This is a genomic window from Citrobacter sp. RHBSTW-00599 (assembly GCF_013784065.1).
Taxonomy (GTDB): Bacteria; Pseudomonadota; Gammaproteobacteria; order Enterobacterales; family Enterobacteriaceae; genus Citrobacter; species Citrobacter braakii.
This window is the reverse complement of record NZ_CP056717.1, coordinates 1,123,187-1,137,305: the sequence shown is the minus strand read 5'-3', so window position 1 is coordinate 1,137,305 and position 14,119 is coordinate 1,123,187. Positions and strand designations below refer to the sequence as shown.

Below are 14,119 nucleotides of genomic sequence, written 5' to 3'. Positions count from 1 at the left end.
TTCGCACCGTTCTGCGGTGCTTTTCCTGGAAAAGCAATATGTCGTATACACCGATGAGTGACCTCGGACAGCAAGGCCTGTTCGATATTACTCGTACATTATTACAGCAGCCCGACCTGCCGTCTCTCAGCGAGGCGCTTTCGCAACTGGTCAAGCGTTCAGCGCTGGCCGACTGCGCGGCTATTGTCTTATGGCAGGCACAAACGCAGCGTGCGCGTTATTTTGCGACGCGTGAAAATGGTAACCCCATCGATTATGAAGACGAAACGGTGCTGGCGCATGGCCCGGTACGCCGTATTTTGTCTCGCCCCGATGCGCTACACTGCAACTATCACGAGTTTAGCGAAACCTGGCCACAGTTGGCCTCTGGCGGGCTGTATTCTAAATTTGGTCACTACTGCCTGCTACCGCTGGCAGCAGATGGGCGAATCTTTGGCGGTTGCGAATTTATCCGTAACGAAGACCAACCGTGGAGTGAAAAAGAGTACAACCGGCTGCAGACCTTCACCCAAATAGTCGGCGTCGTTGCTGAACAAATTCAAAGCCGGGTCAGCAACAATGTCGATTACGATCTCCTGTGCCGTGAGCGTGATAACTTTCGCATCCTGGTCGCCATCACCAATGCTGTGCTCTCACGTCTGGATATTGATGAGCTGGTCAGCGAAGTCGCCAAAGAGATCCATCACTACTTCGACATTGATGCCATCAGCATCGTGTTACGCAGCGATCGCAAAAACAAGCTCAGCATTTATTCCACTCACTATCTGGATGAACATCATCCGGCACACGAACAAAGTGAAGTGGACGAAGCCGGCACGCTCTCTGAACGGGTCTTCAAAAGTAAAGAGATGCTGCTGATTAACCTGAGCGAACGCGATACCCTGGCCCCTTACGAAAGAATGTTGTTCGAAACCTGGGGCAACCAGCTACAGACTCTGTGCCTGCTGCCGCTGATGTCCGGCAATAATATGCTCGGCGTACTTAAGCTGGCGCAATGCGAAGAGAAAGTATTCACCACCGCCAATCTCAAACTGCTGCGCCAAATCGCAGAACGCGTGGCGATCGCCGTGGATAACGCCCTCGCCTACCAGGAGATCCACCGCCTGAAGGAGCGGCTGGTCGATGAAAACCTGGCGCTGACTGAACAACTCAACAACGTGGAGAGTGAGTTCGGAGAAATCATTGGCCGCAGCGAAGCGATGTACAGCGTACTCAAACAGGTCGAAATGGTGGCGCAAAGCGACAGCACTGTCCTGATTCTTGGTGAAACCGGGACGGGTAAGGAGCTGATTGCACGAGCAATTCACAACCTGAGCGGACGTAACGCCCGTCGGATGGTGAAAATGAACTGCGCGGCAATGCCTGCCGGATTGCTGGAAAGCGATCTGTTTGGCCATGAACGTGGCGCATTTACCGGGGCCAGCACGCAGCGGATTGGACGCTTTGAACTGGCGGACAAAAGTTCGTTATTTCTCGATGAAGTTGGCGACATGCCGCTGGAGCTTCAGCCCAAGCTGCTGCGCGTTCTGCAGGAGCAGGAGTTTGAACGTCTGGGCAGCAATAAACTGATCCAGACCGACGTTCGCTTGATCGCTGCCACTAACCGCGATCTGAAAAAGATGGTCGCCGATCGCGAGTTTCGTAACGATCTCTACTATCGACTGAACGTCTTCCCGATCCATCTGCCGCCGCTGCGCGAGCGCCCGGAAGATATTCCGCTGCTGGTGAAAGCCTTCACCTTCAAAATTGCCCGCCGGATGGGGCGCAATATCGACAGCATTCCCGCCGAAGCCCTGCGTACGCTGAGCAACATGGAATGGCCGGGTAACGTGCGCGAGCTGGAAAACGTCGTAGAACGCGCGGTTCTGCTCACCCGGGGCAACGTGCTGCAACTGTCCTTGCCGGATGTAATCGCTATGGCGCCGTCTACGCCGCCGGTGGCGACCGAAGTCGCGCAGGATGGCGAAGATGAATACCAGCTGATAATGCGCGTTCTGAAAGAAACCAATGGCGTTGTCGCCGGTCCTAAAGGCGCGGCACAAAGACTGGGGTTGAAACGCACAACGTTACTCTCGCGCATGAAGCGCCTGGGCATTGATAAGGACGCACTGGTTTAACGGATTATTGCCCGATAGCGCTACGCTTATCGGGCCTACGCCACTGGTGCGTTTGTCTTTGTCGGCCGGATAAGGCGCAGCCGCCATCCGGCATAGAATTGCTAAATCACTTCTTCCGCTGGTATTTCTCGGGTAACTCCGGCACCGGACGTTTGTCATCAATCAGATGACGCACGGTCAGGATCGGATGACGCCAGAGCATTCTGGGTCCAGCCCAACGCATAATTTGCTTCATCTCTTCGCGTTTAGCGGGCTGGTAACAGTGCACCGGACACTGTTTGCAGGCCGGTTTTTCCTCACCAAATACGCATTTATCCAGGCGCTTTTGCGCATAGGCAAACAACGCATCGTAATGCCCCGGTTCATCTGAAGCCTGCGGACACTGGCTCTCATACAGCGAGATCATTCTCTGGATCGTCATTTTCTCACGTGCAATACGTTTGCCGGACATGATGCCTCCATAATTAAGTTGCATAAATAATACACCTTAACTAAGCGCAGGACTATTACCTGGCGGTGATACATTCCTTAGCACCCTACGCAAATAAGAATTATTTTCATTTGTTTATGCCATGTGCTATATAACATAGCAAAGGCTATATTCGATGATAAATTAACCACTTTGTTGTGAGGGATACTATGCCGCATCTGCCCCATCTGAAGTCATTTCTCCTTGCCTGCGTGTTCACGGCGCTTACGCTGTCACCTGCCTGGGCGAAAGAAAAGTTCAAAGTGATAACCACCTTTACGGTGATTGCCGATATGGCAAGCAACGTGGCAGGTGACGCGGCGGACGTCAGTTCCATCACCAAACCCGGGGCAGAAATTCACGAATATCAACCCACACCGGGGGATATTAAACGGGCACAAGGCGCACAGCTTATTCTCTCCAACGGCCTTAACCTCGAACTATGGTTTGCCCGCTTCTATCAAAATTTGTCCGGCGTACCGGAGGTCATGGTCTCAAATGGCGTGCAGCCAATGGGTATCAGCGAAGGGCCATACAACGGCAAACCGAATCCGCATGCCTGGATGTCAGCGGAGAACGCGCTTATCTACGTGGATAACATTCGCGATGCGTTGATGAAATACGATCCCGACCATGCCGCAACCTACCAGAAAAATGCGGAGAATTATAAAGCGAAAATCCAGCAGACTCTGGCGCCACTGCATGCAGAACTGGCGAAGCTCCCTGCTGATAAACGCTGGCTGGTCACCAGCGAAGGCGCATTCTCTTACCTCGCGCGTGATAACGGCCTGAAAGAGCTGTATCTATGGCCGATCAATGCCGATCAGCAAGGCACGCCCAAGCAGGTACGCAAAGTGATCGATGCGATCAGAAAACATCAAATCCCTACCGTATTTAGCGAAAGCACCGTGTCCGACAAACCTGCGCGTCAGGTCGCCCGCGAGTCTGGCGCGTATTACGGCGGCGTGCTGTATGTCGATTCGCTCAGCGCTGCCGATGGTCCGGTACCGACCTATCTGGATTTACTGCGCGTGACGACAGAAACCATCGTCAGCGGCATCAACGACGGGTTAAGGAGCCAAAAATGAGTCAATCTGCGATTACCGTGAATCAGGTTACGGTGACGTATCGCAACGGCCACACCGCGCTGCGGGATGCCACTTTTCAGGTTCCGGGCGGCTCAATTGCCGCTCTGGTCGGCGTAAACGGTTCGGGAAAATCAACGCTTTTTAAAGCGCTGATGGGTTTTGTCCGGTTGGCGAAAGGGAAAATATCTATTCTGCAACAACCGGTTAATAAGGCGCTCAAACAGAATCTGATCGCCTATGTCCCCCAGTCAGAAGAGGTGGACTGGTCGTTTCCGGTACTGGTGGAAGATGTTGTGATGATGGGCCGCTTTGGCCATATGGGGTGGCTGCGTCGACCAAAACAGATCGACCACGACTGCGTGGATGCGGCGCTGGCGCGGGTAGATATGCTGGACTATCGCCATCGCCAGATAGGTGAACTGTCCGGCGGGCAGAAAAAACGCGTTTTTCTGGCAAGAGCCATCGCACAGGACGGGCAGGTTATTTTACTGGATGAACCCTTCACCGGCGTGGATGTGAAAACCGAGGCCCGGATCATCGATCTGCTGCGTGAACTGCGTGATGAAGGCCGGACTATGCTGGTCTCTACCCATAATCTGGGATCCGTCACCGAATTTTGCGATTACACGGTGATGATTAAGGGCACGGTGCTGGCAAGTGGGCCAACCGAAACCACCTTTACCCACGAGAATCTCGAGCTGGCATTCAGCGGCGTTCTGCGTCACGTCGCGCTGAGCGGCGGTGAACAACACGTGATTACCGATGATGAACGTCCGTTTATTTCGCGACGCGCGGCAAGCGAGGGGGAGTAATCATGAACTGGCTGACGGAGCCGTTTGGCTACCAGTACATGCTCAACGCCATGTGGGTTTCGGCGATGGTCGGCGGCCTGTGCGCATTTCTCTCCTGCTATCTGATGCTCAAAGGCTGGTCGCTGATTGGCGATGCGCTGTCGCACTCGATCGTTCCAGGCGTAGCCGGAGCCTATATGTTAGGGCTTCCCTTCGCGCTGGGCGCATTTCTTTCCGGTGGACTGGCGGCGGGCAGCATGCTGTTTCTCAATCAGCGTTCACGCCTGAAGGAAGATGCCATTATCGGGCTGATTTTTTCGTCCTTTTTCGGTATCGGGCTATTTATGGTGTCGCTTAATCCGATGTCGGTGAACATTCAGACCATTATTCTGGGTAACATCCTGGCGATTGCGCCGGAAGATATTCTGCAACTGGCGATCATCGGCGTGGTTTCGCTGACCATTTTGTTTTTGAAGTGGAAAGATCTGATGGTGGTCTTTTTTGATGAAAACCACGCGCGGTCTATCGGTCTGAATCCGGGTCGGCTGAGACTGTTGTTTTTTACGTTGCTCTCCGTTTCCACGATCGCCGCACTGCAAACCGTCGGCGCCTTTCTGGTGATTTGCCTGGTGGTTACGCCCGGTGCGACGGCCTGGCTGCTGACCGATCGTTTTCCTCGCCTGCTCACCATCGCCGTGGCGCTCGGCAGCCTGACCAGCTTTTTCGGCGCCTGGCTAAGCTACTGGCTGGACGGTGCAACCGGCGGAATTATCGTCGTTCTGCAAACGCTGCTGTTCCTGCTGGCATTTGTCTTCGCACCAAAACACGGTCTGCTGGCAAATCGCCGCCGCGCCCGTCTGGTGAACAAGGAGCAAGTATGATCTTAACAACGCTGCTGGAACCTTTTCAGTTTAGCTTTATGGTTAATGCGCTGGTCATCTCTACCATCGTCGCTGTGCCCTGCGCGCTGTTGTCGGTATTTTTAGTACTCAAAGGCTGGGCGTTGATGGGCGATGCCATGAGTCATGCGGTTTTCCCAGGGATTGTACTGGCGTGGATTGCGGGCATCCCGCTGGCAATTGGCGCGTTTATCGCCGGTCTGTTCTGCGCGGTGGCGACCGGATACCTCGACGACAACAGCCGCATCAAGCGCGACACCATCATGGGTATTGTTTTCTCCGGGATGTTTGGTGCGGGTCTGGTGCTGTACGTCTCTATCCAGTCAGAAGTCCATCTCGATCATATTCTGTTCGGCGACATGCTGGGCGTATCGTTAAGCGATATCATGCAAACCGCGGTTATTACTCTGGGGATCGCGCTTATCATCGGACTTAAATGGAAAGATTTGCTACTGCATGCGTTCGACCCACATCAGGCAAAGGCCAGTGGGCTTAACACCGCACTGCTACATTACGGCCTGTTGTGCATGATCGCCCTGACGATTGTCGCCACGCTAAAATCGGTAGGGATTATTTTGTCAATTTCATTACTGATTGCACCTGGCGCCATCGCGATTTTAATGACGCGGAAATTTTCCCACGCCTTATGGCTGGCGGTGGCGATGTCGGTCATTACCTCATTTATGGGCGTGTACCTGTCATTTTTCATCGACAGCGCACCGGCTCCCACCATAGTCGTACTATTTTCTCTGCTGTTTGTGATTACCTTTATTTATGCAACCCTGCGCGATCGGCGTTTAGAGAATCAGCTTCAGCTGCAGGATCCGTAAATTATTGGTCAGCTAATGTTCTTGATATTAATATAGCCTCCGCCAAGAGGTTATATTATCGGCAGATTAAAGCATCGTGATAATACGTTTAAATAAACGGATTATAGATTACTCTAACGTGAACAACGGTTGTGGCTTGCCAATGTGGTATCCCTGTAACCACCCGACATTCATGTGTTCCAGGTGCATCTGGATTTCGGCACTTTCAACAAACTCGGCGACAACCTGCATACCTTTCATTGCCGCAACCCGGCAGAAAGATTCGATGATATAGCGACTAACCTCACATTTTATAATCCCACGAACGAAAGACCCATCAATCTTCAAAATATCTGCTTCAATGTTCATCAGGCGTTCATAGCTTGCAAACCCGGCACCGAAGTCATCAATCGCGATCCGACATCCCAATTGACGTAGTAAGCGTAGTGTATCTGCCGTGTGTTCTTTATCTGACAGGGTATCAGCCTCGGTTATCTCAAAAATAATCCGTTGCGGTATCACCACATATTCCTGCAACAACGCAGTTATCTTTGCAACGATACCTGAACGACATAGCGTCACTGGCGCCAGGTTAATGGAAAAACAACTCAGCGGATGGTAGCGCATGTACTTCAGGGTGTTCTCAATAACCCAAAGATCGATATCGGGTGCTAACCCTGTGTCGCGTGCAACCGACAGAAAATTGTCAGGGGAAAGAAATTCCCCGTGCTCATTGAGCATGCGGATCAGTATCTCATGATAGGATTCATCACCACGAGTACTGACGATAGGCTGGGCCAGCAGGACAAAGGTATTGTGATCCAACGCGTTTTGCAGTGCAGCGCGAACATCCGTTGTATCGGTAGTAGGGTTGCCAAACAGTCGGCTATGCTGTGCCTCAAGGTTTTCCGGCCTGCCGTTGGTCATTGGCGATATGACTTTTGTTATTATTGGAGGGAACATCATATTCATATCAAATTAATAAATAAATACTAATTTATAGATAAAAATGGACATTCCGCGTAGCTGGCATCAGCGGTGAAGAAAAAGACAAAAACCAACATACTGATAATTAACAAAAATCACAAACCCAGTTTTTGCATTATCATTCCAGCTGAGTGCAAAAAACACGTCAGATGCTTTTAATGTTAACTTTAACATACAAAAAAAGAGAGTTTCCCTCGCTTCATAATTATTTTTCCGTCATTCACTAACTCCTGCAATACTTTGTGGATAGCACTGCGTGAGATATGATTTCGAGCGAGAATGAATGTATACACAGATGTGTTTTCACGCATCTCTGGCTCCATCGACCAAATATATTTCAGGTGTTCAATAATCAATTCACGGATAGTGCGATGCGATTGCAATTTTTCTCGTTGAAAATAGCGTTGCAGATGTAGCGTTAAAATATCAAATGCATGTTTCCAAAGATTCTTTGCAGTGAACAAAAGTTCGGCATTGGGTGCACTCATCGCCCACATTTCACAATCGGTATCACAACGTAAATAGTGTCCGGCAACTTCCGTACGCATTTGGGGCAAGCCGAGGATGGCCGGTGCAGATATACTTACCATCACTAAATCATTTTCCACACGATGAACAGAGACGGCCCCTTTCTCCAGAAACAAGATATTTCCATCACTCTTCAGATCTATACGCTGGCGTTTTTTGCGTAAGGACAGCCAGGCATTATCTGACTTTTTCATTTCATCACCAACAAGCACTACAGCATTTTCAATATCTTTCTGAAACATGGGACTCTCTACCGCAAATTATGGCTTTGTCAAAACGAGGGTGGAATTTTACTCAACACGAAAAATAAATGTCAGCTCACCAACAAGCTGACATTTATTCCCATCTACATCTACCACCGGCATTCCCTGGTGCCGTTGACGCGTTCAGACTCATGCTGTTTTCGCGTGGTGGCGCCAGGCAGTATATGACGCTGTCCATAAAGAATTAATGGCAATCATCTTTGTCGTTGTTATTTCATCTTTCTGTTCTTTGCAATGTAGCCAAAAAGATACAATACATTGATTTATATATAGTTTATTTTCATTAAAAAGTTATCATTGTTGTTATATTATGATACGAAATTGAAACACTTCGCGGTTCTCGCTGCAGGGTCGGGTCCATACTGGTGGTCTTTATGGACTAAGTGGTATCATGACTCGCCAACCGCCTGGCGCACCAGCAAGAGTAGAAACATCATGTCTGAGACTGGCAATGTCAGTTATCTGATTGAAAAAATAATAATATTTACGCCAGCTACACAATCTCTGGCGCGGATAGATCAACCCAATCAGCGGATAAAACTCAAACACTCGGCGTCATTATGTCTTTTATTACTTATTCAACATCGCGGGCAAGTGGTTTCCCAAAACGAACTACTGGAATTCGGCTGGGGTAAAAATCACCGCCAGGTGAGCTTCAACGCCTTTTATCAAAGCATTCTCTCTTTGCGCAAAAGTTTGCTGCAGCTGGAACTGGAGCAACCGCTTATCACCACGATCCCCCGCAAAGGGCTGATCATCCAGGAAGAATTCAATATTCAGGTGATTGAAACTCCGGAGGAGAGCGTATCTTTTACAGCAGAACCTTTAGTGCCGGATGTCGCCATAGAAGAACTGTCAGATGACACAGCGCGCCAACCTTTGATAACCACTGCTGAAATGGTCATACTTGCCATTACCCTGATAATTTGTGTGCTTATAATGTATCCGTGGCAAACCAGTGATAACTATTTCTCCGGCTATATCACCGCAGACAAAGCCCCCACTGACTGTCAGTATTATTTTAATAATGATGCCAGTAATTTCTCCCGACATACGGCATTTATCAACAAAAATCCTGGGCTGTGTCAGAGCCATAAATTTATCTATATCACCACCTACCCTGAATCCAAGAAATTATCCGTGCTTGTATGTCGCTCACCGATGAAAAACAGGCAGGAAAACGCCTGTCAGTCGGTTTATTACCCACGGTATGATAGCTAATGAATTTTTATTCCCGAACGCCCCGCATCCAGACAGGTATTATCCTGTTGCTTTGTTTTGCTGCGCTAATTGTTACCGCCGTCTACCGGTACAGTAAAAACAATGGTCAGTTACATAATCTGACCTGTCGGTCTGCCATCGAGATTGTACGCAATACAAGCTCATTCCGAGGGATCATTGATATCAAAACCGGCGGCAGCAAAGGTATTGTGAATATTGATGGCATTATCAAAGATGCCGAAAATAATGAGCAGACCGTGCAACGCATGGTACTTTTTACACAATCCAGCTACGGCTCAAGCCCGGTTTGGATTTCGCAGAAAATCCAAATCTCCAATCGCGAAACAGCACCCGCCAGTCTCATTCAGGAACTCCTCCCCGACTTCTTCCTGACCAACACCAGCGTATCCAACGTCGATTTTTTTGCGCTGAATAGAGAGACGTATTTGATTACCAAAGAGGGGATCCCCTATCTGTACTGCCAGAATTATGCGTTGCCGGAAAATGAATAATCAATAAGCGAAGATTAAATAAGAGCAAAAACGATTTGAAAGAGTCACTTGATACGGACTTCGCGAACCACACGCCAGTGATGCCTTGGTGTGTTAATGCTGATTAATAAAGATTATTTTCTCTCATAATATAAAAACCCTATTCTAACCTACACTACCATAACTCACTGATTATGCGAACATTGTTACCCTGCTCGTCCAGCGTTATAACTTTCTGGTTTTCCAATAATCCCTTCCCCTCATCAATGCAGGATGTCAGCGACGAAGGACGGGCTGACCTGTGAAAAAACGTATATGCTCGACACCTGTATCTGAGCGTTCATCCTGCACGGGCAGCTGTAATTCGTACTGAAGCGCCTGGAGCAGGCGGTGTTGGCCAGCGATCGGACGTGGTCTCGGCTATCAACTGGGCCGAACGACACGGCGATTGCCGGCATGCTATCGCCGCCGGCGTGTGCTGGTGACCATTAATGTGAGGGAGTTTGAGCGGGTGCCGGGGCTCACGCTGGAAGACTGGGCAAAATAAGCCGTAGTCTCCTGGAGTATCCTCTGAGCATACCCGGTATGGTTTTTGAGCATGTTGGGTATGCTGTCTTTATCGCTACCTGTCCTTATTCACGCAAAGCGCAAACGGCGACTGCAGATTTTCAATCAACCAGCCATTTAACAACGGATTGATCCTGATCTGACGGACTGTGCCTTCCGGAACATAAAAGAAGCTGTGTTTGAATATTTCATCACTGGCGGTGTCCTGTGATTTTTTGACATAGTGCATATTGCTCACTGAAATTTCGCCTGGCCTGTTCACCTCGTAACCGAAATGAATCGTCCTGGAAACCGTTTCATGGTCACCTTCAGAATTGATATATCCGGACAACACAACCTGACCAGAGAATTGTTTATCGAGACGAAAGATGAGGTTCAGTGTGGCAGTAAAATCAGGGTTAAGATGGTTATAACGAATGATCGTGCTGCAGTCGATGTCCATGCCATTCTGTCGCTTAAGCATATACATATAGAACCCGATGGACGATGCCATGACCAGTAGCAGACTGACAGCTGCACAGAGGCGACTTATCTTAATTGCTTTCATAGCCATTCCAGTAGTTATTAAGGCAGGATATATACTGCTTGTCTTTCGTTGTACATCTGCTGATAAATACCCGGCCTTTACTGCCATAAATATAAGCGTCTGACGCCTGATAAAGAAATACAGCCCCGTCCAGGCAGTCAATATTATTCTGCCGGGCCAGGGTGACAAATACGTCCTTCTTTTTTTCGAGGAATGAAGCGGAGTTTTTCTGAATGGTGTACACCTGGCAGTTCTGATAGTTAAACAGAAAATGGGTCTGTATATCTTTCAGGGTCGATGTGGTTGTTGTAGGGATCTGACTGCCCGCAATAAAAATGACGGCGCTGGCGACAAACAAAGCTAAAAGCAGAATATTAAAGGTAAGTCTGTGTTTTAACGAAAATGCAGAAAACCGCCGTTTTATTCCGGCTCCGGTACAGTCCGTCGTGGTAACCGACTCATGCACCGGGAATGTATCTGTCATCACCACGACCTCTATATCCTGATTAAACATAAAACCGATTCGTGGCACAGTGGTAATACATTCTGCCTGAATCCCTGTGCTGACAAAGTACTTCCTGATTTCGGAAATATATTTATTAAGGGTGTGGTTTGACGAACGCAGACCATGTAAATCCCAGACATTATCCAGCAGCTCATCCCGGTTAATCACCTGCCCCTGTCTTTCCAGCAGATAGGCTAAAAGTCTGTTCATGGTTGCTGTCAGAATAATGACAGAATCTTCATCCGAGACCGGCCAGATTGTGCCATCATCTGAACGATACCTGGCCAGAGAACTGATTAAATAATCCACATGAACACTCCAATATCCTGAACGTAAGGCGATAAAAAACGCCTGTTCCACCTCATTATCACTACGTCTGACTTTTGCAAAGCATACCATACGCAGCCAGGATATCTTAATTACCAGGTTAATTGATTGTAAATCACTTATATTTTAGCATTTTAATCCGCAAAATAACTTAACGACGATACATGTACTTATTTGCCACTCTTCTCAGTTAAGATTGTTCGCAGAATGAGCAGGTTCTTATCATCTAATAGTCATCAGCATTACTGCCATTCACCATCCGGGATATGAAGAGTTCCCAGGTTAACGGATCCACCATGGTTCAGGAGCAACTCCATGATAAGCACCAACATGCTCAGGAAGGCAGAACGTTTCTTCAGTAAGGCCGGAACACGGATAAGAGAGTCGATCCTGTCAGCAGAACTGGCTGGAGCTGAGTTTGTGCCTTATGTGCAACCGGTTTACAGGGCTTACAAGGTTGCAGGCGGAGAAGTGTTATTGAGGATCCGAAAAGATGGAGTCCTTCACTCTCCGGAGAAATACATCTCTGCAATGGAGTCATGCGAGGTGATTAATGATGTGACATGCTCTTTGCTGTCTGATGTTAAAACCTTTTTCAACGGCTATGAAGGAGCCCTTCCCGATGACTTCTATCTTTCCTTCAATATCTGTGCGAGACAACTGAATTCCCCGGACGTTATTGAAGCAGTGACCGATTTTAATAAAACATTTGAAGGACGCATTGCTGTATTACTTGAAATTGTCGAACGTGGCACGATGCATCTCGATGACTTTGCGCTTGACGCAATGCAACAACTTACCGATGCAGGTGTGCGATTTGCGATTGATGACTTCGGAAACGGAAGTTCGTGTCTTAAATATATTGAGCATTCGGGTTTTTCAACCATCAAGATTGATAAATGCCTTACAGTGGCCAGCAACGGTTCATTAATTTATTCCGCGGTAATTGATTCAATCGTAACCCTCTCTGAACGATTGCAAATCCAGCTTGTGGCAGAGGGAGTGGAAAATAAAGAACAATTATCTCTTTTGAAAGATAAAGGTGTGAATGTTTTTCAGGGTTATCTTTTTTCAAAACCCGTCAGCATGCACGAGTTCTGCAAACATATTTAACACCCTTACCCCTGTAAACAGACCGGACATGACTGACTGAGTGGAAAATAAAAATCACGCCCTCAGCTACAGGGTAATTTAAATACATTTACAGTCGCAAAACATTTAATCCGGAACTGCTTATGGGCCTGAGTTAAAAACGGCTCACAGCCCGTCACGGAAAATATTACAGATATAAACCAGTGCAATTGACTGACCCCTTATCGACTGCACATGAACACCAGGGATATATAAGATATGTCAGCTAACTTTGCAACACCTCCTGAATTTCCGACCTGTGCCGGACCGGAAGGTATTCTGTTTGACTTTAATTACGGCGCGCGTGTTTACCTTCCGGAAGGGAAATGGCATGTCATTTTAATGGATGATGATTCCGGCAATATCCTTTTCAGCTGTGATTCTGACGGCGGGTGGGTCGCCAGTACCAAAAAATATTACATCCGTTTCCGCATTCAGGTATTCCACCAGGGAGAAGCGCATCCGGTCCTGGATGAAACACTGGACATGAAGGATAAGCCGGTCGTCATCTTTTTCCCGACCGGAACACTGGGCGATATGCTTGGCTGGTTCCATTACGCCGAGCGATTTCGTCAGCTGCACAGGTGCCAGCTTGAATGCGTCATGGGGCAGGAAATCATTGACCTGCTCAGCGCACAATATCCGGAGATAACCTTCTCCACAAAAGAATCCCACCGGACAATCAATCCCTACGCGTCCTGGTACGTCGGTCTTTTCTTCAAGGCGGACACACTTCATCAGCCCGTTGATTTCAGGAAAGTCGGCTTTCACCGCAATGCCGGTTACATCCTCGGGGTTGACCCGCGGGAGTGCCCGCCTCGCCTGAAGCTTGATGCAGAGCGAAAAATTGCGGAGCCCTACGTCTGCATCGCCGCGCAGTCAACCAACCAGGCTAAATACTGGAACAACGGTCACGGCTGGGCAGAGGTGGTAGCCCACCTAAAATCACTGGGATACCGGGTGCTGTGCATTGACCGCCAGGCCCATCACGGTCAGGGCTTCGTCTGGAACCACATCCCCTATGGTGCCGAAGACTTCACGGGCGACATTCCGCTTCAGGAGCGGGTGGACCTGTTAAGGCATGCGAGTTTCTTTATCGGTCTGGCCAGCGGGCTGTCATGGCTTGCCTGGGCAACTGACATACCTGTGGTGTTGATCAGCGGATTCAGCCTTCCGAATAGCGAATTTTACACCCCCTGGCGGGTGTTCAGCAGTCATGGCTGTAACGGCTGCTGGGATGACACGTCGGTTGATTTTGACCACCAGGATTTTTTGTGGTGCCCGCATCACAGGGATACCCCAAGACAGTATGAGTGCACGCGGCTGATAACCGGACGACAGGTTACAGGGATGGTGGACCGTCTGCATGCAGGATTAGTTGATAATTAAGGAGCGTTACT

14 protein-coding genes and 1 pseudogene are annotated in these 14,119 nt (G+C 48.9%); 10 read left to right on the top strand and 5 right to left on the bottom strand.

Annotation, left to right across the window (positions count from 1 at the left end):
- Positions 1 to 38: 38 nt before the first annotated feature.
- On the top strand, positions 39 to 2,117 hold the full coding sequence (gene flhA / locus HV243_RS05400; RefSeq protein WP_047357866.1) for a formate hydrogenlyase transcriptional activator FlhA: 2,079 nt from the start codon (positions 39 to 41) through the stop codon (positions 2,115 to 2,117).
- A 106-nt stretch (positions 2,118 to 2,223) separates the two neighbouring features.
- Here the strand turns inward: flhA and HV243_RS05395 are convergent, their stop codons facing one another.
- On the bottom strand, positions 2,224 to 2,568 hold the full coding sequence (locus HV243_RS05395; RefSeq protein WP_003825888.1) for a nitrous oxide-stimulated promoter family protein: 345 nt from the start codon (positions 2,566 to 2,568) through the stop codon (positions 2,224 to 2,226).
- 188 nt (positions 2,569 to 2,756) lie between these two features.
- Between HV243_RS05395 and HV243_RS05390 the strand changes: the two genes are divergently transcribed.
- From HV243_RS05390 to sitD, 4 genes are read left to right on the top strand one after another with little or no spacing between them, the layout of a single operon-like run.
- On the top strand, positions 2,757 to 3,674 hold the full coding sequence (locus HV243_RS05390; RefSeq protein WP_016157326.1) for a metal ABC transporter substrate-binding protein: 918 nt from the start codon (positions 2,757 to 2,759) through the stop codon (positions 3,672 to 3,674).
- Positions 3,671 to 4,486 carry an iron/manganese ABC transporter ATP-binding protein SitB gene (gene sitB / locus HV243_RS05385; RefSeq protein ID WP_049268533.1) on the top strand — a complete coding sequence of 272 codons (816 nt, stop codon included), beginning with the start codon at positions 3,671 to 3,673 and terminating at the stop codon, positions 4,484 to 4,486. The genes HV243_RS05390 and sitB overlap by 4 nt, the downstream gene beginning before the upstream one ends.
- Positions 4,487 to 4,488: 2 nt before the next feature.
- Complete coding sequence (sitC, locus tag HV243_RS05380) at positions 4,489 to 5,346, top strand: iron/manganese ABC transporter permease subunit SitC (RefSeq protein ID WP_053389517.1); 858 nt, start codon at positions 4,489 to 4,491, stop codon at positions 5,344 to 5,346.
- Entirely contained in the window at positions 5,343 to 6,194 is an 852-nt protein-coding gene (gene sitD / locus HV243_RS05375) for an iron/manganese ABC transporter permease subunit SitD (protein WP_016154200.1), read from the top strand. The genes sitC and sitD overlap by 4 nt, the downstream gene beginning before the upstream one ends.
- Before the next feature lie 108 nt (positions 6,195 to 6,302).
- Here the strand turns inward: sitD and HV243_RS05370 are convergent, their stop codons facing one another.
- Together HV243_RS05370 and HV243_RS05365 are read right to left on the bottom strand one after the other, a co-directional pair.
- Positions 6,303 to 7,145 carry an EAL domain-containing protein gene (locus tag HV243_RS05370; protein WP_227021722.1) on the bottom strand — a complete coding sequence of 281 codons (843 nt, stop codon included), beginning with the start codon at positions 7,143 to 7,145 and terminating at the stop codon, positions 6,303 to 6,305.
- A 182-nt stretch (positions 7,146 to 7,327) separates the two neighbouring features.
- A complete protein-coding gene (locus HV243_RS05365; protein ID WP_053389516.1) occupies positions 7,328 to 7,930 on the bottom strand; it encodes a helix-turn-helix domain-containing protein in 603 nt (200 codons plus the stop codon).
- Between the two features lie 456 nt (positions 7,931 to 8,386).
- Between HV243_RS05365 and HV243_RS05360 the strand changes: the two genes are divergently transcribed.
- From HV243_RS05360 to HV243_RS25695, 3 genes and pseudogenes are all read left to right on the top strand, one after another.
- The gene (locus tag HV243_RS05360) at positions 8,387 to 9,172 is read left to right on the top strand and encodes a winged helix-turn-helix domain-containing protein (protein WP_047357871.1); all 786 of its coding nucleotides are present in this window, start codon (positions 8,387 to 8,389) and stop codon (positions 9,170 to 9,172) included.
- Positions 9,172 to 9,684 carry a hypothetical protein gene (locus HV243_RS05355; RefSeq protein ID WP_016154204.1) on the top strand — a complete coding sequence of 171 codons (513 nt, stop codon included), beginning with the start codon at positions 9,172 to 9,174 and terminating at the stop codon, positions 9,682 to 9,684. Before HV243_RS05360 ends, HV243_RS05355 begins: the two co-directional genes overlap by 1 nt.
- A gap of 408 nt (positions 9,685 to 10,092) precedes the next feature.
- Positions 10,093 to 10,210: pseudogene (locus HV243_RS25695) on the top strand (VapC toxin family PIN domain ribonuclease); the annotation flags it as partial.
- A gap of 75 nt (positions 10,211 to 10,285) precedes the next feature.
- Here HV243_RS25695 and HV243_RS05350 read toward each other — a convergent pair.
- Together HV243_RS05350 and HV243_RS05345 are read right to left on the bottom strand one after the other, a co-directional pair.
- Positions 10,286 to 10,777: a hypothetical protein gene (locus tag HV243_RS05350; protein WP_047357872.1), complete on the bottom strand. Its 492-nt coding sequence runs from the start codon at positions 10,775 to 10,777 to the stop codon at positions 10,286 to 10,288.
- Positions 10,764 to 11,621 (bottom strand): winged helix-turn-helix domain-containing protein, encoded by an 858-nt coding sequence (locus tag HV243_RS05345; RefSeq protein ID WP_242672048.1) that lies wholly within the window; start codon positions 11,619 to 11,621, stop codon positions 10,764 to 10,766. Before HV243_RS05345 ends, HV243_RS05350 begins: the two co-directional genes overlap by 14 nt.
- 282 nt (positions 11,622 to 11,903) lie before the next feature.
- Here HV243_RS05345 and HV243_RS05340 point away from each other — a divergent pair, with 282 nt between their 5' ends.
- Together HV243_RS05340 and HV243_RS05335 are read left to right on the top strand one after the other, a co-directional pair.
- Positions 11,904 to 12,701, top strand: a complete 798-nt coding sequence (locus tag HV243_RS05340; protein WP_131351317.1) for an EAL domain-containing protein — start codon at positions 11,904 to 11,906, stop codon at positions 12,699 to 12,701.
- 237 nt (positions 12,702 to 12,938) lie between these two features.
- Positions 12,939 to 14,108, top strand: coding sequence for an autotransporter strand-loop-strand O-heptosyltransferase (locus HV243_RS05335; protein WP_131351320.1), 1,170 nt, complete (start codon positions 12,939 to 12,941; stop codon positions 14,106 to 14,108).
- Positions 14,109 to 14,119 lie beyond the last annotated feature (11 nt).